This is a genomic window from Taibaiella helva (assembly GCF_003545695.1).
GTDB classification, from domain to species: domain Bacteria; phylum Bacteroidota; class Bacteroidia; order Chitinophagales; family Chitinophagaceae; genus Taibaiella; species Taibaiella helva.
In genome coordinates, this window is the sequence record NZ_QUZZ01000002.1 from 354,499 (window position 1) to 375,541 (window position 21,043).

The 21,043-nt window shown below is 51.2% G+C and carries 26 protein-coding genes and 1 riboswitch; of the genes, 11 read left to right on the forward strand and 15 right to left on the reverse strand.

Annotated features, from left to right (window positions below; all coding sequences use genetic code 11):
* The first annotated feature begins 62 nt into the window (after positions 1-62).
* The 4 genes from DZC79_RS04275 to DZC79_RS04290 all read left to right on the forward strand — a co-directional run bounded on the left by DZC79_RS04275 (position 63) and on the right by DZC79_RS04290 (position 3,926).
* Positions 63-764: a CoA transferase subunit A gene (locus tag DZC79_RS04275; RefSeq protein ID WP_118950317.1), complete on the forward strand. Its 702-nt coding sequence runs from the start codon at positions 63-65 to the stop codon at positions 762-764.
* Positions 765-894: 130 nt separating this feature from the next.
* Positions 895-1,710 (forward strand): 2,3,4,5-tetrahydropyridine-2,6-dicarboxylate N-succinyltransferase, encoded by an 816-nt coding sequence (locus DZC79_RS04280; RefSeq protein ID WP_118950318.1) that lies wholly within the window; start codon positions 895-897, stop codon positions 1,708-1,710.
* A gap of 247 nt (positions 1,711-1,957) precedes the next feature.
* Complete coding sequence (locus DZC79_RS04285) at positions 1,958-3,142, forward strand: mechanosensitive ion channel family protein (protein ID WP_118950319.1); 1,185 nt, start codon at positions 1,958-1,960, stop codon at positions 3,140-3,142.
* A 97-nt stretch (positions 3,143-3,239) separates the two neighbouring features.
* The gene (locus tag DZC79_RS04290; protein ID WP_118950320.1) at positions 3,240-3,926 is read left to right on the forward strand and encodes a response regulator transcription factor; all 687 of its coding nucleotides are present in this window, start codon (positions 3,240-3,242) and stop codon (positions 3,924-3,926) included.
* Between the two features lie 139 nt (positions 3,927-4,065).
* On the opposite strand, the gene DZC79_RS21095 is transcribed toward DZC79_RS04290, so the two are convergent.
* On the reverse strand, positions 4,066-4,230 hold the full coding sequence (locus DZC79_RS21095; protein WP_157976915.1) for a class I lanthipeptide: 165 nt from the start codon (positions 4,228-4,230) through the stop codon (positions 4,066-4,068).
* Positions 4,231-4,494: 264 nt separating this feature from the next.
* Here DZC79_RS21095 and DZC79_RS04300 point away from each other — a divergent pair, with 264 nt between their 5' ends.
* From DZC79_RS04300 to ruvX, 3 genes are all read left to right on the forward strand, one after another.
* Positions 4,495-5,415, forward strand: a complete 921-nt coding sequence (locus DZC79_RS04300; RefSeq protein WP_118950322.1) for a lytic transglycosylase domain-containing protein — start codon at positions 4,495-4,497, stop codon at positions 5,413-5,415.
* Between the two features lie 68 nt (positions 5,416-5,483).
* Entirely contained in the window at positions 5,484-6,083 is a 600-nt protein-coding gene (locus DZC79_RS04305; RefSeq protein ID WP_118950323.1) for a DUF5683 domain-containing protein, read from the forward strand.
* Positions 6,084-6,114: 31 nt separating this feature from the next.
* Complete coding sequence (ruvX, locus tag DZC79_RS04310) at positions 6,115-6,531, forward strand: Holliday junction resolvase RuvX (protein ID WP_118950324.1); 417 nt, start codon at positions 6,115-6,117, stop codon at positions 6,529-6,531.
* 183 nt (positions 6,532-6,714) lie between these two features.
* Here ruvX and purE read toward each other — a convergent pair whose 3' ends face one another.
* On the reverse strand, positions 6,715-7,170 hold the full coding sequence (gene purE / locus DZC79_RS04315; protein WP_118950325.1) for a 5-(carboxyamino)imidazole ribonucleotide mutase: 456 nt from the start codon (positions 7,168-7,170) through the stop codon (positions 6,715-6,717).
* A 127-nt stretch (positions 7,171-7,297) separates the two neighbouring features.
* Here purE and DZC79_RS04320 point away from each other — a divergent pair, with 127 nt between their 5' ends.
* Positions 7,298-8,113, forward strand: coding sequence for an SDR family oxidoreductase (locus tag DZC79_RS04320; protein WP_118950326.1), 816 nt, complete (start codon positions 7,298-7,300; stop codon positions 8,111-8,113).
* Positions 8,114-8,145: 32 nt separating this feature from the next.
* Positions 8,146-8,646, forward strand: coding sequence for a YkgJ family cysteine cluster protein (locus DZC79_RS04325; RefSeq protein ID WP_118950327.1), 501 nt, complete (start codon positions 8,146-8,148; stop codon positions 8,644-8,646).
* Between the two features lie 6 nt (positions 8,647-8,652).
* On the opposite strand, the gene DZC79_RS04330 is transcribed toward DZC79_RS04325, so the two are convergent.
* Together DZC79_RS04330 and DZC79_RS04335 are read right to left on the reverse strand one after the other, a co-directional pair.
* Positions 8,653-9,336 (reverse strand): LytR/AlgR family response regulator transcription factor, encoded by a 684-nt coding sequence (locus tag DZC79_RS04330; protein ID WP_118950328.1) that lies wholly within the window; start codon positions 9,334-9,336, stop codon positions 8,653-8,655.
* Entirely contained in the window at positions 9,308-10,381 is a 1,074-nt protein-coding gene (locus DZC79_RS04335; protein ID WP_118950329.1) for a sensor histidine kinase, read from the reverse strand. Before DZC79_RS04335 ends, DZC79_RS04330 begins: the two co-directional genes overlap by 29 nt.
* Before the next feature lie 454 nt (positions 10,382-10,835).
* Between DZC79_RS04335 and DZC79_RS04340 the strand changes: the two genes are divergently transcribed.
* Entirely contained in the window at positions 10,836-11,132 is a 297-nt protein-coding gene (locus DZC79_RS04340; protein ID WP_118950330.1) for a hypothetical protein, read from the forward strand.
* 3 nt (positions 11,133-11,135) lie between these two features.
* On the opposite strand, the gene DZC79_RS04345 is transcribed toward DZC79_RS04340, so the two are convergent.
* The 10 genes from DZC79_RS04345 to DZC79_RS04390 form a co-directional block, all read right to left on the reverse strand.
* Entirely contained in the window at positions 11,136-11,369 is a 234-nt protein-coding gene (locus DZC79_RS04345) for a PspC domain-containing protein (protein ID WP_118950331.1), read from the reverse strand.
* A 135-nt stretch (positions 11,370-11,504) separates the two neighbouring features.
* Complete coding sequence (locus DZC79_RS21620; protein ID WP_232831755.1) at positions 11,505-11,750, reverse strand: 30S ribosomal protein THX; 246 nt, start codon at positions 11,748-11,750, stop codon at positions 11,505-11,507.
* A complete protein-coding gene (locus DZC79_RS04355) occupies positions 11,737-12,018 on the reverse strand; it encodes an HU family DNA-binding protein (protein WP_118950332.1) in 282 nt (93 codons plus the stop codon). The genes DZC79_RS21620 and DZC79_RS04355 overlap by 14 nt, the downstream gene beginning before the upstream one ends.
* Positions 12,019-12,184: 166 nt before the next feature.
* Entirely contained in the window at positions 12,185-12,847 is a 663-nt protein-coding gene (locus DZC79_RS04360) for an SRPBCC family protein (RefSeq protein WP_118950333.1), read from the reverse strand.
* A 226-nt stretch (positions 12,848-13,073) separates the two neighbouring features.
* Positions 13,074-13,634 (reverse strand): NADPH-dependent FMN reductase, encoded by a 561-nt coding sequence (locus DZC79_RS04365; RefSeq protein ID WP_198666767.1) that lies wholly within the window; start codon positions 13,632-13,634, stop codon positions 13,074-13,076.
* Between the two features lie 26 nt (positions 13,635-13,660).
* A complete protein-coding gene (locus tag DZC79_RS04370) occupies positions 13,661-14,623 on the reverse strand; it encodes a MauE/DoxX family redox-associated membrane protein (RefSeq protein WP_118950334.1) in 963 nt (320 codons plus the stop codon).
* A 207-nt stretch (positions 14,624-14,830) separates the two neighbouring features.
* Positions 14,831-15,367 carry a hypothetical protein gene (locus DZC79_RS04375; protein WP_118950335.1) on the reverse strand — a complete coding sequence of 179 codons (537 nt, stop codon included), beginning with the start codon at positions 15,365-15,367 and terminating at the stop codon, positions 14,831-14,833.
* A gap of 106 nt (positions 15,368-15,473) precedes the next feature.
* Positions 15,474-16,541, reverse strand: coding sequence for a YncE family protein (locus tag DZC79_RS04380; protein ID WP_157976916.1), 1,068 nt, complete (start codon positions 16,539-16,541; stop codon positions 15,474-15,476).
* Positions 16,542-16,551: 10 nt separating this feature from the next.
* Positions 16,552-17,553, reverse strand: a complete 1,002-nt coding sequence (locus DZC79_RS04385; protein ID WP_118950337.1) for a T9SS type A sorting domain-containing protein — start codon at positions 17,551-17,553, stop codon at positions 16,552-16,554.
* 66 nt (positions 17,554-17,619) lie between these two features.
* Positions 17,620-18,864, reverse strand: a complete 1,245-nt coding sequence (locus DZC79_RS04390) for a DUF4465 domain-containing protein (protein ID WP_118950338.1) — start codon at positions 18,862-18,864, stop codon at positions 17,620-17,622.
* A gap of 124 nt (positions 18,865-18,988) precedes the next feature.
* A riboswitch (cobalamin riboswitch) is annotated at positions 18,989-19,190 on the reverse strand.
* Between the two features lie 99 nt (positions 19,191-19,289).
* Here DZC79_RS04390 and DZC79_RS04395 point away from each other — a divergent pair.
* Positions 19,290-20,297, forward strand: a complete 1,008-nt coding sequence (locus DZC79_RS04395) for a Smr/MutS family protein (protein WP_118950339.1) — start codon at positions 19,290-19,292, stop codon at positions 20,295-20,297.
* 96 nt (positions 20,298-20,393) lie between these two features.
* Here DZC79_RS04395 and DZC79_RS04400 read toward each other — a convergent pair whose 3' ends face one another.
* Positions 20,394-20,852 (reverse strand): hypothetical protein, encoded by a 459-nt coding sequence (locus tag DZC79_RS04400; RefSeq protein ID WP_118950340.1) that lies wholly within the window; start codon positions 20,850-20,852, stop codon positions 20,394-20,396.
* Between the last annotated feature and the right edge of the window lie 191 nt (positions 20,853-21,043).

Consider the following 21,043-nt stretch of genomic DNA (forward strand, 5'->3'; position numbering starts at 1 on the left):
AATCTTCTTTTTAAAATAACAGGTAAGTTTTACCTTTAAGCCCTAAAATTAAACATGATCTTATGGGATTCAATAAAGTGGTAGCCAACGCCGAAGAGGCGGTACAAGACATCCGGGACAACGCAGTGATCATGCTGGGTGGATTCGGGCTGTGCGGCATACCCGAGAACAGTATTACTGCTTTGATCAAAAAAGGCGTTAAAGATCTGACCTTTATTTCCAATAATGCCGGGGTGGATGACTTCGGCATCGGGCTGATGCTGAAGACCCGGCAGGTAAAGAAAATGATCGCTTCCTATGTAGGCGAAAATGCGGAGTTTGAGCGGCAATTGCTCAGCGGTGAGCTGGAAGTGGAGCTGGTGCCACAGGGAACGCTGGTGACCCGCTGCATGGCCGCTGCTTATGGCTTTCCAGCGATCTTCACGCCCGCAGGTGTCGGTACCGAGGTGGCCGAGGGTAAGGAAGTACGGAATTTCAAGGGTAAGGATTACCTGGTCGAGGAAGCCTTCGAAGCCGATTATTCTATTGTCAAAGCCTGGAAAGGCGATACCGCAGGCAATCTCATTTTCAACAAGACCGCCCGCAACTTCAACAGCGTTATGGCTATGGCCGGTAAGATATCCATCGTAGAAGTGGAGGAGCTGGTACCCGCCGGTCAGCTGGATCCCAACTTTATTCATGTGCCCGGCATTTATGTGCATCGCATCTTCCAGGGCAGCAATTACGAAAAACGTATCGAGCAAAGAACCGTTCGCAGCAAGTAAGCCTGTTATCATTTCAGCTGTCCGGGATGTCCGGAAAAGCCGGCCGGGATTGCTTCGCAGTGCCGGCTGCAGCCTTGCTCTTGAGGCAACGACTTTGTATACTATATTTTAGAAAAAGACCATTCCGATAATGAACGATTACCAACAACTGATTGAGGCGGCCTATGCCGACCGCAGTCTGCTGAATGAAGCCCGGTACCAGGATGCCGTGCGCGCTGTAGTGGAAGAAGTAGACAAAGGCCGGCTGCGCGTGGCCCGTCCCGAAGGCGATGGCTGGCAGGTGCAGCAATGGGTAAAGCAGGCGATACTGCTGTATTTCGGTATACAGAAGATGAAGACCTGGGAGCTGCCGCCCTTCGAGTTTTACGATAAGATGGAGCTGAAAAAGAATTATGCTGAGCTGGGTGTACGGGCCGTGCCCCATGCCGTAGCGCGCTATGGCGCCTATATTGCCCGCAACGTGGTGCTGATGCCCTCTTATGTCAATATCGGCGCCTATGTGGATGAAGGCACGATGGTGGATACCTGGGCCACAGTAGGCAGCTGCGCCCAGATAGGAAAAGATGTGCACCTGAGCGGCGGCGTAGGTATCGGCGGTGTGCTGGAACCCTTGCAGGCAGCGCCTGTTGTGATTGAGGACGGCTGCTTTATCGGCTCGCGCTGTATCGTGGTGGAAGGTGTGCGTGTAGAGAAGGAAGCCGTATTGGGCGCCAATGTTGTGCTGACCCAATCGACCAAGATCATCGATGTGAGCGGCAATGAGCCCGTAGAATACAAAGGCATCGTGCCGGCCCGCAGCGTGGTGATCCCCGGAAGCTACACCAAGAAATTCCCCGCGGGCGAGTACGGCGTGGGCTGTGCGCTCATCATCGGTCAGCGTAAGGAAAGCACCGATCTGAAGACGAGCCTGAACGATGCGCTGAGGGATTTCAATGTGTCGATTTAAATCGTATTGGCAGCGGCAGAAGATGCTGCAGCGGATAAAAAAGACAGCGCTCCCGGTTGGGGAACGCTGTCTTTTTGTATCTTAAGGGCTGCAACCCGACCCTGATGAAAAATATATGCGGTATTGCTGGCGGCGAATAATCGTACTGATAATGGGAAGCATCGTATATACTATGAAATGACCGTTGACGCCACACAATCTTTTTAGGGCTATTTTTGCCCTGTTATCTCAACAAAAGAAAGCGCATTTGAATTTAGATTTTCTGCAACAAGTCTATTTTGGCAATACAGTGGAGCTTTACCTCCGCTTTGCCGTCATACTGCTGCTGGCCTTGCTATTGAAGCGGTATATCTCTTCGATTTTTACCCGGCTGTTCTATACGGTATTCCGGAAGTTCTCTTCCGACTATTTCGGTCAGCAGTTTAAGGAGCTGCTGCTGCGCCCGGTAGAAGGGCTTATCGTTACGGTATTCTTTTACATCGCCTTTTACCAGCTTAGCATCTCGCTGGATAAGGTCATCCTCTTTCGCCGCATGAAGCCGGTTAAAGAGGCGGGTAAAGACGTGCCCACTACGCTGGTCACGGTCATGGACATTGTCGATCACCTGTTCTTCCTGTTCCTGCTGTTCTACTTTGTGCTGCTGATCTCGCGCCTGCTGGATTTTATTTTCCTGGTGCTGGTCAATAAGGCCAAGGAGCGCGACGACAGGGAAAGGCAGCAGGTATTGCCGCTGCTCAAGGATGTGCTGAAAGTAATTGTATGGGCCTTTGGCGTGCTTTCCGTGCTGGGCGCGGTTTTTCACGTGAATGTAGCCGCCCTGGTCGCCGGCCTGGGTGTAGGCGGTATCGCCATCGCTTTTGCAGCAAAGGAAAGCCTGGAGAACCTGCTGGCCTCGTTTATGGTGATGATCGATAAGCCTTTTACCATCGGCGACTGGGTAAAGATAGGAGGTGTCGAAGGGAATATTGAGAAGGTAGGCTTTCGCAGCACCCGTATCCGCACCTTCGACAAGTCGGTGATCTCTATTCCTAACCGGCAGCTGATCGATAACAGCCTGGAAAACTTTTCGGAGCGGGGCATGCGCAGGGTAGTATTCAGTGTGGGCGCTATTTACGGCCTTTCTGTGGCGACGCTGGAAACGACCATGAAGGAGATACTTAACGTGATCCTGAAGACAGAAGGGACCACAGGCACGCCTTCGGTGCAGCTCGAAAGCTTCGGCGCTTCGTCGGTCAACCTGCAGGTCGTTTATTTTGTATCGGTCAACAGCAATGTCGAGTTTGGGAAAGTACGGCAGCAGGTGTACCTGGGCGTATATGAAACCATGTACCGGCATGCCAAAGGCTTTGCTTATCCCACACAGTTCGAGATCAGCGGACCGGAGGTGAATGAAGTGTTCCCGCCGGTGGCTCAACCGCCTGAAACGCAGTAGGGTAGAGGGTTTTAGCTCATATTTTGCTTAACAATTTCGTAATGTTATTTTTCTTTTAACTTACTCTAATATTGCACTCGAATTTTAAACGCACAATATGGAATCCAATTTTGGAAAAATTCTCGTAGTTGATGATGAGCAAGACATTGTAGAGTTCATCAACTACAACCTGAAACAGGCCGGTTACGAGACCGCAACGGCGTATAATGGTGATGAAGCGATCAGGAAAGCCGAAGTATTTAATCCCGACCTGATCCTGCTGGATATCATGATGCCCGAAAAAGACGGCCTGCAAACCATTCAGCAGCTGCGTCGCAATCCCAATCTCGACAACACGATCATCATCTTCCTTACCGCCTTAAGCGATGAGAAGTCGGAGATCGAAGGCCTGAAGCTGGGTGCAGACGATTACATTGCCAAGCCGATCAAGCCGGAATTGCTGCTCGCCCGTCTGCGTACCGCAATGCGCCGCCTGAAGAAGGATGAAGAGCAGGGCAACAAGATCGTATTCGGTGACCTCGAGATCAACAAGTATAAATTTACCGTAAGCTATAAAGGCGAAGAGATTATCCTGGCCAAGAAAGAATTTGAGCTGCTGAACCTGCTGGCGTCCAAGCCGGGCCGTGTATTCCTGCGCAACGAGATCCTGCAGAAGGTGTGGGGTACGGAAGTGATCGTTGGCGACCGCACCATCGATGTGCATATCCGTAAGATCCGCCAGAAGCTGGGTATCGATGTGATCACTACTGTAAAAGGTGTCGGCTACAAGTTCGAAATGGAATAATAAATTGTCTTTTATCTGTGAGCGAGGGCTGTCTGCATACCGGACAGCCCTCGCTCATTAGGGCTTTTAGATGCCCTTACCTTGATATACTTCGGTTACCTTTCTTCCGTACCACCGCATATCATTGGTTTACCTTTGCTCAATTGGCTACACATACGGTAAAGCACATACTGCCGCAAAGCGAATGCCCCGGCTTCGGACGGGATACACCACCAATGATAACTGTCTTTTCGCGGCTCATCAGAGGAATGATCTTCTGTTTGTCAAAGGACAGCTTCTGTACACTGACTTTTTTCTTTTTCATATCGTATCTTTTAAGTGAAACAATAACCGAAATTAGGCAGGCTTGCTGCATGAAAGCTGCAGTGGTACTGATTTCCGGGTTTTCATGGAGCATATGATCAGGGTAAATACTGATTTTTCGAAGGCTCTGTTTCGGGTGTTCCTGTAGCAGCACTGAATAGATATGCGATCGTATTTTTCATAAGGGCCCGCAAAAAAGCGCTGCTGTTGTCCTGCGACTCCCTTTAAATGCTTAAATTGCATACAGACATAACCGTGACAGCAGATGAACAAGCAATTCGCAAAAGCCCTGGGACTGGGTGTATTATTGGGCGCCACTTTCGTTGCCGGACTTGCCTTCAACAAAGGTGACAAGGATATCCCTGTAGAAATAATGGACGACGGCAGACTGCAATACAAATGGTATTCCACGCCTTTGCCCAAGAGCATGAGCTTTGCGGGCGAAAAAGTACCCCTGGACCGCTGGGAGATAAAGGAACGTCTCGACCGCGAGCTGCTGATGAACTATTATATGCACGGCTCCACACTGTATATTCTGAAACAAACCACCAGGGCCTTTCCCCTGATTGAAAAGCGCCTGAGAGAAAACGGCCTCTCCGAAGATTTTAAATACCTCTGCGTAGCGGAGAGCTCGCTGCAGAATCCTACCTCTCCAGCCGGTGCGGTAGGCTATTGGCAGTTTATGCGGGAAACCGGCACCCGGTATGGCCTGGAGATCAATGACGAGATAGATGAACGTTATAACCTGGAAAAGTCGACAGATGCTGCATGTAAATACCTGAAAGAAGCCTATGCCAAATTTGGCAGCTGGACCGCCGCTGCGGCTTCCTACAACTGCGGCATGGGCGGCTTCAGCAACCAGAGCAGCTTCCAGATGTCGTCCAACTATTACGATCTGCTGCTGCCTGAAGAGACGAACCGCTATGTTTTCAGGATACTGGCGCTGAAGCACCTGCTGGGCAATGCGAACCAGTTCGGCTATATCATACCGCCCGGCGAGGGCTACCAGCCCGTGCCTACACGCAGCATGACCCTTACCGAATCGGTGCCCAACCTGGCCCAGTTTGCCGTTGACCAGGGTACCAATTATAAAATGCTGAAGCTGCTCAATCCCTGGTTGCGCGATCGCAAGCTGACGATCAAACCTGGTAAAAGCTATACGATCCAGCTGCCGATGGATAAGTAAAGCACGGCACTTTGCTATGCTTCGCCCTAAAAGCAATACTTTTGCAGCCGGAGCGTTTTTTGTACCGTATGAGCAGGATACTTTACTTATTGATTCCTTTGTTGTTTGTGCTGACCACGGCCCATGCTCAGCAGGCCGATACTCTGGCTGCTGCGAAGCCCGACACGGTGCTGATGCCCTCTCAGCTGCCTCCGGTGCCTGTAATGGCAGCAGATGTGGATACCACACCTTTCGTTACGCCTAAAAAGACGGCCCTCTTTTCGGCGATCGTACCCGGTCTGGGACAATATTATAATAAGCACTACTGGAAGATACCGGTGATCTATGCCCTGGTAGGGACCGCAATATATTTTGTGAACGATAACCTGAAAAATTACAATGCCTTCCGGAAAGAGCTCGCCGGGCGCAGGAATAATCCCAGCGGTTATGAGCGGAAATTCCCGCAATACGAGGATGAAGGAACGCTCCAGTCGGCGCAGGATTATTACCGGCGCAACCTCGATCTTACCATCCTGCTTACCGGCGTAGGCTATACCCTCCAGGTGATCGATGCCGTAGTCTTTGCCCACCTCAAGGGCTTCGACATTTCCGAGGACATCAGCATCCGCTACCGCCCTGTGGCGATGCCCAATGGCGGCCTGGGTTTCGGCCTGGTGATGAACTTCTGATCTTTTCTCACGCTTATTTTTTTTACTCCTGATGGCACGTATCCTGGCAATCGATTATGGCAAAAAGCGGACCGGGCTGGCTGTTACAGACCCCTTAAAGATCATTGCCTCAGGTTTGGCCACGATCGATACCGAACAGCTCATCTGGCAGCTCAAACAGTACTTCGCGAAAGAATCCGTAGAATTGATCCTGCTGGGCCATCCGCGGCGGCTGGACGGCACCGATAACGAGATCACACCGAAAGTGGAAAAGCTTTTCGCACAGCTGCAAAGGCTCTTCCCCGAAATACCGGTGCAGTTGGTAGATGAACGTTTCACCTCCAAAATGGCTTTCCAGGCCATGATCGACAGTGGCCTTAAGAAAAAGGACCGTCAGAATAAAGCCCTTGTCGACGAGATCAGTGCGACTATTCTGCTGCAGGGCTATCTTGATGGGCAGCGGCAATAAGCGCTTATCCTATTCTCAATTCTCCCTTGTACACACGTTGCACTGCAACGTCTCCACCGCAGATATTTGCCATCCGGGAGGCGCCCGATAAAGAGCTATAAATGTTCATGGCAACATGGTACACATAAGCAAAGAGCGCCTGTAGCTGCAGGCGCCCTTTGCCGGTCTGAAACCGGTTCAGGCTCAGATCTTGTATTCCTGGGCTTTGAAGGCTTCCACCTTAGCTGCGATTTTTTCGTCGCTGAGGGCAAACATACGGGCGCAGAGCACGGCGGCATTACGGGCGCCGGCTTTACCCACAGCCAGTGTGCCAACCGGGAGACCGGCGGGCATCTGAACGATAGAATAGAGGGCGTCGATACCGCCGGGCAGGCCACCGTCGAGCGGTACACCCAGTACGGGTAATGAAGTATAGGCCGCACAAACACCAGGCAGGGCAGCAGCCATGCCGGCAGCAGCGATCACCGCGCCGAAGCCGTTGCTGCGGGCGTTGACCATCAGATCACGTACCTTATCAGGGTTGCGGTGTGCAGAGGCCACGATCATTTCGTTTTCGATGCCGAACCAGTTGAGCCAGTTCTGGCTTTCCTGCATTACACTTTCGTCCGACTTGGAGCCCATGATAATCATTACTTTCATAAACGTAGATTGATTTTTAGTATATAGAATTGAAATTTCCCGGCTTCGATCAACGTCTCTGGTGGAAGACGTTTTTTTGCAAAAATAATATCCATTTCCTGAAGCGTGAACTGTATTTTTGTATTTCATGGATCTATTTCTGAAAGACAAGGTGGTAGCGATTACCGGAGCATCCTCCGGGATCGGCAAAGCCCTTGCCGATATTGCCCTTGCCGGCGGCGCCAGGGTAGCCCTGTGCGCCCGTAATCTGTCGCGTCTCGAAGCGGCTTTTCCCGGTCATGCTGCCGACCGCTTGCTGCTGCTACAGGCCGATGTAGCCAGCGAAGCGGATTGCGCCCGTTTTATAGCCGGGATCGCCGGGGCCTGGGGGCGCCTCGACGTGCTGATCAATAATGCCGGTATGAGCATGCGCGCCCTCTTTGCCGACCTTGAGCTTAAGGTGCTGAAAGAATTGATGGACGTCAATTTCTGGGGCGCCGTGTACATGACCAAGTATGCCCTGCCTTATCTTAAGGAAGCAAAAGGAACGATCGCAGGCATATCGTCGATCGCAGGCTATAGGGGATTGCCCGGCCGTACCGGTTATTCCTCTTCCAAGTTTGCTATGCAGGGTTTCCTGGAGGCCCTGCGAACCGAACTGTTGCATAGCGGCGTCAATGTAATGTGGGCCGCGCCGGGCTTTACTGCATCCAATATCCGCAATGTGGCGCTGGGCGCGCATGGCGACACACAGAAAGAAACGCCCCTGGACGAGAACCAGCTGATGAGCGCTGAGGCCTGCGCCCTGCTCATCTGGAAAGGGGTACAGAAAAGGAAACGTACGGTTGTAATGACGACACAAGGCAAAGCAACGGTATTCCTCAATAAGCTATTCCCGGGCTTTATGGACAAAATGGTCTTCAACCACTTTGTCAAAGAGCCGGGAAGCCCGCTGAAAAAATAAAAATCCCCGTAAGATCCGGGAACACAATCGTTATGGACCTGAAGCAATTTAAACGCAAAGCAGCACGCAAGCAGGAAGAACTCACCGCATTCCTGAAGAAGCTGGATACGACAGTACCCCGCGGCTTTTCGCGGATAGTGGCGGAAGAGGATGCTGAAGTATGGAAAGAAACGGATTGCACTACCTGCGCCAATTGCTGCAAGACCATGACGCCGGTATTTACAAAAGCCGATATCAAGCGTATCGCCACGCACCTGCGCATGACCCCGAAAGCCTTTGCCGATAAGTGGCTGATCAGGGAAGAAGATACCGGTAGCATTGTGAATAAAGAGCAGCCCTGCCAGTTTCTCATCGACGACAAATGCAGCATCTATGAGGTGCGGCCCAGGGACTGCGCCGAATTTCCGCATCACTACAAGAAGCCTTTTGACCTCTACAACGATACTTTTATTCAGAATGTTTCCCGCTGCCCCGCCACCTTCAACCTGATCGAACGGCTGAAGAAGCGTGTGGAAGCAGAATATGAATGGTAGCATATGCTAGTCCAGCTGCTCCTTGTATTTGCGGCCCAGCGGGATGGGCACATCGTTGAGCAGGGTAAGGTGGTAATAAGTCCGCTTGGCGATCTTTTGCCGATGGACGATATAAGACCGGTGTACCCTTGCAAACAGCTCCCTGGGGAAGAGCGCTTCAATATCGTTCAGGGGCATGGATACAAAAGCCTTTTTCCCTTCGTAAAATATCGTTGAATAAGAGCCATTGGCTTTGATATAATCGACCTTGTCATATTCGATCACGATTTGCCCGGTGGGGGTCTTCGCTTCGAAAGTGGCTGCAGGAGCGGGTTGTAGCTCTTTGTGCACCGGGTTGAGGAAGATAGCCTCGATCTTTTTGACCGCTGTCATAAAGCGGGTGAAGGTAATCGGCTTCAGCAGGTAATCGACGGTATTCACATAGGACAATGCGGAAATAGCATGGCTTTCATGTGCGGTGGTAAAGATAGCCTTATTGGGTACCAGCTCGATAAACTCCAGTCCGGAAAGCTCATCCATACTGATGTCCAGGAACAGAAAATCGACGGCATGGCTGCGCAGGTAGTTCAGGGCTTCGAAAGGGTCTGTAGCATAGCCTTTCAGCGTCAGTACAGGTGTCTTTTCAATAAATCGGATCAAATCATCTATCGCTCTGGGCTCGTCATCCAGTATATAGCAGCTTATTTTCATTACAGCCGATGTTTTTAATCTTTAGGGTAACGGTATAGTCGGTGTCGGCATTTTCTATGGCCAATTCGTAACGGTCAGCGAAAGCATTTTCGAGCTGCCGGCGGATGTACTTAAGGCCTATTCCTCTTGAGTCGTCCTTAATGCGTCGGCTTTTCCAGTTGTGGACATAGAATAGTAAGTCATTGTCAATAGTTTCCAGCCGGATGGAAAGCGGCTTTTCCTTGCGGGTAAAGCTGCCGTGCTTGAAAGCATTTTCCACGAAGGCAGCGAAGATATGCGGTACGATGCGCAGCTGCTGGCCGATCTCTTTGCTGTAGCGGATGTTGGCATTGGGAAAGCGCCGCTGGTAAATAGTGATCAGGCTCTCGATCGCTGCTACTTCCTCAGCCAGCGCTATAGTGCCGTCGCCATCGGGCTGCATTATCGAAGAGCGCATGAACAGGATCATGGCTTCGATGCCTCTCGCGGTCTCGGGAAGTACCGGCTCCACTTCTACCCGGAAAGCGTTCATCGTATTGACAAAAAAATGCGGATTGATCTGCGCCTTCAAAGCGGCATTTTCCAGCTGCAGCCGGGCGCGTTCGGCCTCGCTGAATTCCTTTCGCCGGGCTTCCTTCTCTACACGCACCAGCCTGCGTGCGAGCCAGTAGCCGAGCGAAAAAAGGGCGAAAGTAAACCAATACCAGCTGAACACCAGCACCAGCTTCACCAGCGAATAGCCGGCAATGGAAGAAGAGCGGTGCAGCACGACAGGATCGATGCAGAACGCAAACAGGTAGCGGATACCAAAGTTGTAGGCCAGCACAATAAGCATGCCAATCACGTACAGCAGGTACTTCCTTTTTTCGGCGAGTACCGGCAGCAGGTAATAAGCATGCAGATAAAATACGGAAGCCGATATGCAGAAAGAAACTACGGTTTCGTAGAAAACATTGTGCAAGCCGACATCATATCCGTAAACAAGTATGGCGAAGGCAATATAGAGCAGCCATACACAGGTATGTAATAAAACAACCCTGATTTTTCCCGGTGTTACCTTATGCATTAGGTGGCATACAAGCCGTGTTTATAAAATACACGGCTTGCTGATAACCCAAATATACATTTAATATTATAAAAATAGCTTTCCGGGCTAAAGAGTACAGCCATAGCTGGCCGGTTTGGGCGGCTGAAGGATCTGCAGCGCTGGGGCAATCGGGCCCTGACCGCCGGCTACCTTTTCCTGCTCTTTGGTGTTTAAAGCCACAATCCTTGTTTTTACAAGTTCCATTTTGTTTGCGGTAATTTTCTTTGTTGTTTTCATAAGTCAGAAATTAAGGATGAAGAAATATGATATGCAAAAATACCAAAATCGTAGTTGGGCGTAGAAAATCGTAGTTCATGATAAAAAGACCAGCCTCTATCAAGTTAATTTACCGGAATATCTGTTCGGAATTATTTTAGCTATAATAAAAAAAAACTCCCGGAATCCGGAAGTGCTAAAACCTAAAACAACAATTATGGCTACTATTAACGAGGTTGCTTTTGCCGACCTGGAAAAAGAAAGGAACAGCTCCCGGTTAACCGAGCTGGAGCGGAAAGATCCGCAGAGGGTGCTCGCCGATTTTTTCAGCCTGTCCACGCTGGAGGATATAAGGAGTGGGCTGTGCAGTTGGTTGCTTGCTTCTTTTAAAGCTAATAACGGTGACCAGTTTGCCTATATTCATTTGTGGCAGCAGCTGGAACGCTTGCTGGAAGCGAGTTGGCTGCTGAACCAGCAGGATGTGGTGACCACCGCCGACCACGAAGAGGCCTAGCTTTTAGCGCCAGCGCAGGGGGTTCCGGCGATTGAGCCAGATATAGTTCCTGATGTTCATCCAGAAGGCCAGGATCATATAAAGGATCAGTGGGGAACCCAGGGTAAGGAAGGAAATGTAAATGAACCAGAGCCTGATGCGGGAAGTAGCGATGCCCAACCGTTCACCGATGGCGCTGCATACGCCGAAAGCCTGCCATTCGATATAATTCTTGAAACGATAAAGCGGATTTTTCATGTCGTAAAGCTTGAGCTGTTCCTCTGATGCCGGTACAAAATTATCGTCTTTTCCGCTTTGATGGCTATAAGGGGCACAAGATTTTAAGATAAATTTCTGTAAGCAAAAAACCTTCCGGTAGAGGAAGGTTTTTTATTAAGCTTTAGCTTTTTTGCCAGCTGCTTTATCTTCAGCTTTGGGTGCTGTAGCTTTTTTGGCTTTGGCAGGACGGGAAACGCCGTATGTGCCGCTGGAAATTTTGCCTCTTTTGGTGCGAATATCACCTCTACCCATGGTAATCTGTTTTTTGAAAAAATGAACAAAGTGCAAAAATACAAAAACCCGTGAAAAAGTTTCACAGGTTTTATAGATAAACAGTTCTATTCTTTTACTTTTTGCCACCTATTTTGGTAGAAAATTCTTTACCGGCTTTGAAGCGGGGCACCTTACGTGCTTTAATTTTGATCACTTCACCGGTTTGGGGGTTGCGGCCGTTACGGGCAGAGCGTTCGGAAACGGAGAACGTTCCAAAGCCTACCAGCGTTACGCGGTCGCCTTTCTTAAGCGCACTTACTACACTATTGGTAAACGAATCCAAAGCTTCGTTTGCCTGGGTTTTGGTGAGGCCTGCATCTTTAGCAAGTTTGTCCACTAATTCTGCTTTGTTCATAATGTGTGTTTTAATAAGTGAATTAATAGGTGAATGACAATGATGTAAAGCAAATATACTCTTCTTTTCTACATATGCAAATTTCTAATAAAAAAAATCGACGCCGAAACCCTTTCCTGTATTGCTTTTTCACAAGTTATGCACAAATAACGGCTTTTGTAATCTTTTAAAAGCCTCTGCTGACGCATTGTTCAGAAAATTTCGCTATTGCTGGTCGCCTGGCGCTCTTTCGAAAGTGGCTTCCTGTCTTCGTTACAGCCTGGTGTATTGCCTTGGCCGTTAGCTGGACATTGCTTTCACAAAGCTTCTTCAGGTTGGCCAGCCCGGTAGAAAAATCTTTATCCATACGGTCATCCATATCGATAAAGAAATAAGAAATGGCATTCATGGGATAAGGCATTTTGCAGTCGAATCCCCAGGTCAGCCTGACGGCATCGCCTTGCTGCTGCAAGTGATAGAAAGCCTTGGCTTTACTTTTGAAGGGCTTTACGAAGGCGATGTCGATCATAATATGCTCGTAGGGCTGCAGCCTGGTATAGGTCTGTGAGCCGCTGCCGACCTCGTCGTTGCCTTCCCAGCTGTAAACCGCGCCGGGCGTGCCGTCGGTGCCGCTGATGCTACGGCGCATACCCGGATCTTTTGCCTTCCAGGGATCCCATTTTTCTATGTTGGCGAAGAGGCTGATGTTCTTCCATACTTCCTCTTTCGGCGCATGGATCACGGTGCTCCGTTCAAAATGATAGGCACGGGAAATAAAAATGCCGGATATGAGTATAAAGGCAACCACCAGCAGGACGACGATGCCTAGGACACGGAAAAAATTCTTCATTCGCTTATCGGTTTTTAAAGACGGGATCAGAAATAGATGCCATCGCTAAAGCATGGTTAATGGTCAGATGCTGTTCAGTAATGGAGACGGTATCGCCGCCGGGAGACAACATGTAAAAATAATCATATTCCCGTGCAAACAAAACGGCGCGTTTCCCATCCGTATAACAGCGTCTCCGGCCCTTACATCTGTAAAGGTAGTATCACAGTGTTATCAGGTGCTGCATTCAGGAATGGATGCTATGTTCGGATGCCCGCATCACCAGGTGATCCATCAGCTGCTGCAGCTGTGCAGCAAGCTGATTATCGGTAAAGGTTCCTTCGGCTGAAAGGAATTTGTTGATGGAAGGAATGCAGAGAGAAGAAGGTGCCGGCATTCGGGTGCCCAGGGCTTTGAGGGTAGGAAGCAGGGAGGCCATAGCCTTATCGCCTCCGGTATATAGGGGCGAGGCGGTAACAGCTGCTACAGGCTTCTCATTGAGGCTGCCGGAGGATACCGTCCAGTCGAGCGCATTCTTCAAGGTGCCGGGTACGCCGAAAGCATATTCCGGTGTGCAGATCAGCACGGCATCGGCATCGGCGATCTGCCGGCGAAAGGTAGCTACAGCTTCGGGTACGGGCATACCGGCCTGGTCGAGATCGGGGTTGAATGGCGGGAGCTGGTCCACGCCGATGCTGTAGCGGAGCATGCCAGGTGGCAACCTGTTTTCAATTGCTTTCAGCAGGTTAAGATTGGAAGAGGCAGCGCGCACGCTGCCCGAAATGGCCAGGATATTAGGCGTAACCATATGCAATGTCGTTTTAGCTTAACGGACTAGCGGGCGATCCAATGCTCGATCTCTTTCTGGTTGAGCGCGGGGACGTCTATTTTGCGGACCACTGTTGTATCCTGCATCCACAGGATCACCGGAACACCGCCGCTGCCTGAAGCGTGCACCATATCGACGAAATCCTCAGGCGCAAGAAAATGGTAGGGAATATCCTGCGCTTTGGTTGCCGCGAGGAACTCGGCAAAACGTTCTGCCCTGGTGCTGTCTGTTCCACCCGACAGGGCGAAATAAAAAGGGAGGGCGGGATTATCTTTCTTCATAGCTGCAATAGCTTTGGCGGCATCCCGGCAATGCGGGCAGCTCAGGCTCATAAAGCAGAGAATATGCTTGCCATGGCGTAGCTCGGTTACCGGGTGCTCCGACTTTGTAGTGGTATAAAGCTTGCTGAGCGGCATCTGAAGCTGGCGTTGCATCGGGTAGATGAAGAACGGCACGGCGATAATAATGGCCGCTACCGGGAAAGAGGCGATATTCAATACCACGCCGTCCTGGGGGCGATGCCATTTCAGCAGCACCGATACCGCAACGATGAGTCCCGCATTTTTTAATATAGACATTGCAGGCGACATGGGGACGATATTGCCCATGCAGCCGCAGTTGACATCATTACCTTGTGTGAGCAGCAGGTAGAACAGGTGTAGCGTAAACAGCAGCAGGAGGTACAGGCAACTGTACAGCACCCAGCGCCGCCAGCCCAGGATGCTCAGCAGCAACAGCAGGCCCAGCGCCGCTTCCAGCCCGATAAAGAAGCGGGCCAGCAGAGCAGCCAGCTGCTGCGACAGGTGGATCTGGTTACTGATGGTATATTCAAAATAAGCCACGGGCTCGGTCTTGGCATAGGCCGAAAAAAGGAACAGGCAGCCAATAGCAGCCGACAGCAGGATCATGGCAATCCTGAGCCCTTTGTTCTGTTTTATGGAAGGAGTTGCGGCTTCTGGTGGTATCATGGCTCAAAAGTAAAACCGGCATGGCTAAAGCGCACCGGTATATTGTTAATGCTGCTGTTAATAATTAAGATCTGCTGCGTGGCATGGTGCTTCCGGCTTGCCGGGAACGGGGAAATGCTGCACCGGTGCTGCGTTGGACGTCTTACAGTAAATGGCCGCCCTGTTTTCAGGGCGGCCATTTGTTCTGCGAGTAAGTTTCACCGGTATTTATTTCGGAATGCTGAAGGCGCCATTGCTTACTGTGTGATTGTCGGCAGTGCCCATACCATTGGGCGCAACTACAAAATTGAAAGAGCCTTCTACATCGCCCTGGTCCTTGGTAATGGTCACTACGAAGGTCTCGTCTCCGGTCTTGGCCAGGAAATGGGTATAAGTACCGTCGTCCTGCACGCTGTACATGCCTACAGTACCCATCTGTATAGGATAGGTGCCGGGGCCCATATAGTTGGTAATGGTCAGCGATATGGATTTGTTGTTCTTGGGATCTTTGATCTTGCTGTCCATCACGCCGGAAACAACCAGGGTGCGTACGCCGTCGACGGTCTTGTCGCTTACATATTTGGAATTGGCCACGAAAGTTTCTCCGTCGATAACAGCCGTAAAGGTGCCGCGCAGCGGGTTCTTGATCGTATCCCTGCCCGGAACCTGGGGTGTGGCGTCATACTCTGAAGAGCAGGAAGTGAAAGACGCTGCAAACAGTCCGATGCCGGCACATACTAAAGCCAGTTGGAGAATTTTTTTCATGCTATGGAAAAATGTTGATCGTTTTGGATAATAAATAATCTCCGTAAAGATATAATTTACAGGATAAATTCAAAGTATTCTGCCAAAAAAATTGAATAGCCGTGGCCTAGCGGTCGAAAAGCAGGAAGCCGGGCCCCAATCCTGTAGTAAAAGACTGCATCAGGCTGCCATCGGTTTGGTAAACGCTGATGCTTCCCTGTTGGATGAAGCCTTTGGGATCGCCTACATAAATGCGATTGGTAGCAGCGTCGACGAGCAGGGCCCAGAAGTATTGCAACGCCCGGGCTTGTACAAACAGGCCGGTGGGCAGGGAATTGGCAGCGATACTCATGCGGTACACGCCGTTATAAGCCGTGCCGCCGTTATAATTTACGCCCAGGAAATAAAGGGTGTCCCGCCCGGGATTCCAGCAGGGCTTCATCACATCGGCGCCTGCCGGAAAGATAAAACTCTTTACTGTAGCCCCGCTGACGGGGTTAATGCAAGTGAGCGAAGCTTCTTTCTGTTTATACACATTGCCGGCCAATACCCATAGCATGCCATTCTTGTCGCTTAATACCTGCTGGCCCGCTGCGCCGGCAATGGGGATGCGTCGCATGATGGTATCGGCAGCAGGGTCGATCTCGTAGATATGACGGCAGGCGGTATCCCAGTTGCAGGCATACACCTTGCCGTTCAGCAGCGTCATCCCTTCCGAGTTGGCATAGTCAATAGCAATGCTGCCCGTTACCTGCAGGGTCTGCAGGTTCACGATATTGATCTTCGGCGCATAAAGGCAGCTGACATACATTTTATCTTCGCTTACCTTCAGCATATAGCGGGGCTTGGGCAGAGAGATATTGGCCTGCAGCTTGAAGTCGTTCTTATTCACCACGGCAATCTTATCCGAATTGTTGACCGCCAGGAACAGCCGGTCTCCGTCGAGCAGCATGCTTTGCAGGATATCGCCCAGCGCTTGCCCGCCGTTGGCCCCGCTGTACACGTTGTTGAAGACGGTACCGGCATCCGGCTCAAAGAAGGATAAGGAAGCGTTGCCATTGCCGAGGCTGCCTTCGTTGGCGATCAGCAGCCGCCTGGCGCCGGTGGCTACAGGTGGCGGCGCCGGATCGGCCGGCTTGTCTTTGACACAGGAAGCCAGGAGCAGCAGTCCCGGCAGAAGCAGGTATTTCCTCATAATCTCCTGGCTATTGTTTCCGTATCCTGGATACAGAATGTTCGCGGCCATTATCAAGGCGCATAAAGTAAAGACCGGAGCTGAGCCCGGCCAGGCTGATCCTGGTCTGGCCGGCAAAAGCGCCCTGCCGCAGCAGGCGGCCGCAGACATCGGTCAGTTGGTATTGTAGCCGCCCGCCGGTCTGCGTTTCCACGATAAGATCATTGCCGGCCGGGTTGGGGTAATACCTGAGCTGCCATCCCGCGGCCACGGCATCGATGCCCGTAGCCGGCTGTCCGCTGTTGATAACACCTACGGCTTGCAGGTCGAAGCCGCCGGAAGCGAATGCGCTGGGATAAGGATCATTGATGATGCGTCCGTCTTTATCCCGCGAGGCATATTGCGGATCGATGCTGCCGACCACATCGACAATGCGGACATGGGTCACCTGGTTGATATCCAGTCCAGGCGTGCCTTTCAGCGCTTCAAGATCGAAGGGTGTGCCGAAACCGGTCTTGTATTTACCGGCAAGGTTATTGTAGTAAATGGCATTACTGTAAGTGAAATTGTCTATCTGTGTGGTATTCTGCATCGGCGAGCTTGCCGGAAAGCGGAAAAAGTGCTCGCCATCCGAACTTACCTCGACAAAGGCCAGCTCCAGGTAAGCCATGGTATCGTTCTCCGGGTTGGAAAAGCCATTCTCAAACACGGCGAAGTCGGGACCCTGTCCATTCACAATTGGGTGGGGAAAGGTAACGACAGCCACGCCGCTGTCGCCCAGGCTCAGCACCGCGCCGTGTGGTGCGCCGTAGATATCGCTTGCAGTGCCCATAGAGGGCTGCCCCAGGCTCTTGTCGGCAATATCCAGCCAGCCGCGGTGCAGGGTGCAGCCCGATGCCCATTCCTTGAAAAGGGGGCTGCCTGCTGCTATGCCTTCACTGCCTGGCAACGGCGCCTGTGGCGCAAACTGGGCTATAGCGGGAAAGGTTCCCAAGGACAATACCGCAAATAAGGCGAGTACTTGTTTCTTCATAAAGGCAAAATTACGACAGGAAAAGAGTAGCCCGCAAAAAAATGCTTTGCGGGCCGCAGGGTTGCTTTAGTGTTTGGTAAAGCGTATTGTGCTTTGCTTGCCGGTTCCGGCTGCATCGGTTACTTTAAGCAGGTAGATGCCTGCAGGTAAAGCAGTAATGTTGACCTGCTGCACTCGGTTCGCCGACAGCAAGGCCTTCCCTTCAATGCTGTACACAACAGCATCCACGGCTACGCCACAGTGCAGGTAAAGCACATCTGTGGCCGGGTTGGGGCTGAGGCTTACTTCAAGCACATTGCGTTGCGTATTCCAGATGCCGGTGCTTGGCAGGGTCCTGAAAGAAGCGGTATCCCAGGCAGAGAAGGAGCCGTCGTCGCAGGCGGCGCGTACGTGCGCATAGTACAGGGTATTGGGGCTGAGGCCGGTCTTGTTGTAGCTGGTGGTGGTTACGGGAACAGCGCTGCCGGCAGGCGTTACTGTAGCCGATTGGTCTACTACAATTTCATAGTTGGTGGTGAAGCCGGCAATGCTGCTGCTCCAGGCAATGGTGGCGCTGTTTTCGTTCACGCTGGTTGCGGCGATGTTGTCTGCTGTGGGGCATATGCCATCCAGGGTGGTCAGGTTGTCGATCGCAAAATAATAGGGAGTGACGTTGATGGAAGAGGTGGTCTGGAAGGTAATGCTGTCCACATTACCCAATGGCAGCAGGTCGACCCACTTCCAGGTATTCAGCACCATGGTGTCGGCGCCATAATTGGCCAGGGTTACTACCGCGCTGTCTGCCGATCTTGCGCCATTCAGGTAGCCGCGTACGATCACTTTAAACCAGCTATTGGCCGTGTAGTTGGCTTTGATCCAACGGTAGGCTAAAGTCGTATTGGTCATGTAAAGCCCTTGGACTTTGTGGCCTGCAGCAGCACCGGTAAGCTTTACGCCTTCTTCAACGCTCCTGGAGAAATTGGTCAAATCCGTTTCGGCATAGGCGATACCGTACTGGGCGGAATTGTCGGCGCCCTTACCGGTAATGGCTGCCCACTGGTTAGAATAACCGGGCGTTACGGTATCGGTTCGGTTGGAATAATTGAACTGAGCCTGGTAGCCGCCGCCGAAGTCGAGCTTGCCGTAATAGCGGGCGTTGCCGCTTTCAAAGGGATAGATACCATCAACCGGCGCGATGGACTCCAGGTAAGAAGTATCGGGACCGGGAAGAGGGAGCGCTTCGAAGTCCGACACGGTCTGCGCTTTAGCCTGCAAACCGACCAGGCCAAGCAGTGCGGCAGTAATAAGGGTTGTGGGTAATGAATATGTCATAGATCAAATAGTTAGCATGCTGGGGGCTCAACTTGGTCCGGGACACGGGAAATTACGGAAAGACATACCAGCCCTGACTGGTGTGTGGGTCGTATCTCCGGCTTTTATTCCCGAAAGCGGTTGATGCAGTATTGCAGTCCTGGCAGGTCTTCTGACTTATCCCAGCTGCTTCGGCCTTCCCGTCCCGAAAGGGGCAGTGGCATGGTGGAGAAGCAGCATCGAACGGGCTTACAGCAGCGGGTACTGTTCCGGATTTGCACCGGATTCCCTTGTCCAAGGAGACGCAAAGGTAATTAAAAATTAAAACCCGGGTCAATTAAAATTTTGTTCCGAAATTTGTACTACGCTTGCGCCGCCCCTGTCCTGCAGCGGTTCCGGAGCAGCCCTGTCCATTAACTATCTTATCTGAATAAACCATTTAAAAGATGAAATTCTCGATCGGCGATATCGTCTTGCTGAAGCGGACCGGCGAAGAAGGCAGGGTGGTAGATTTTGTGAATAAGGAGATGATCGAGGTGGAAGTGGGCGGCACTCATTTTCCCGTTTTTCTTGATGAGGTAGATCATCCCTACCTGAAATGGTTTACCGATAAAAAGAAGGGCCGGCCCGCGGCCATCCGCCGTATCGATGAGGTGCCGGTAGAACCGCAGGTGCGGGGCATCGGGCATGGCGTAGCCTCCGGCTTCCATCTTTCCTTTTTGCCGGTGTTCCGCTTCGATGAGTATGAGGATGTGGTCGATAAGCTGAAGACCTATTTTATCAACCAGACGCCGCACCTGCTTACCCTGCAATACGAATGCCAGGGTCAGGGCGGTGCTTTTTTCAGGCATAAGACCGAGCTGAGACCCTTTTCTCATTTTTACCTGCACGACATTCCTTTCACCGCCATGCAGGAGCAGCCCCGTTTTTCCTGGATACTTGAGCAGCAGCAGGCACGCGATCGCGCTGCCAGCCTGAGCAATACCCTGCGCATCAAGCCCAAAAAATTATTTGAGTATATCAGCCACATCCAGCAGGAGAACAAGCCCATGTTCCATATCCAGCTGGCCGAAGACTTCCCGCTGCCGACGCCCCTTGAGTCGCAGCTGCAGCTCAAAGAATCTGTAGGCAGCATTGTTACGGCGTTGAAGACGGTGAAAAAAGAAAAGCCCCGTACAGAGATCGATCTTCATATTGAAGCGCTGGTGGCGGATATCAGGGGATTAAGCAATTTCGAAATGCTCACGATACAGCTGGAAGCCTTCAGCGATGCGCTCGATGAAGCCATCGGAAATCACCAGCAATCGCTGGTAGTGATCCACGGTGTAGGCAAAGGCAGGCTGAAGGAAGAGATCCATCGGATCCTGCGCGAGACATGGGCTGTCGATTTCTACCAACACGACTGGAATCCGCGTTACGGTTATGGTGCAACCGAAATTTTCTTTCGGCAATAAGGCTCCGGCGCGACACTGTCAGAACAAGATAAGCCACTCAATAAAAAAACGCCCGGGCATCCCGGGCGTTCCTGTTAACGTATAAGGGGCAAAAATTTAATAGCTGAAATCCTTGATAAAGGCGTTTGAGCTGACAATATTCTCGGTAATGTCGTTCTGCACGGTGCCGTTTACCTCTGCTTTGTATTTCAGGGTGTAGCTGGTAGCGCCGAAATTCTGAGCGCTGATCGACATACTGGCGTTGAATAAGGGCGTTACGGATTCCACGACAAAGGTACCGCCGGCTTCCAGCTCTGCTTCGGAAATAAGAAAGCCTTGTTCGTTGCTCCGTACCTGGCCATTGACTTTCCAGAGCGTAGCGTTAAGGGTGCTGTTAGAGCCGACCACCGTAAAATGGACGACATCCCCTTCCGCATCCTTTACGCCCGGTGTCGAAAAGGTGAATTTAATGTTCTTGTTTGCCGAGGGCACCACGGGATTGTCGTCTTTTGAGCAGGAGCCCAGGGTCAGCGCGCAGGCAGCTAGGATACCCAGGTGTAAAAGCGTTTTTTTCATAAAAAAAGTAGTGAGTGAAAATAAAGAAATAGGGTTTGTTCTTCGGGAACAAAAGTAGTGCCAGGATACAAGGCAGGCCATACCGTTTAGGAGTGGTTTTTTTCTACCTGCTTTCCGGTAGTGCGCATTAAATGTTATGTTTTCCTGTTTATTTTATTTTGAAAATCATTGATATATACTAATTGCAATAG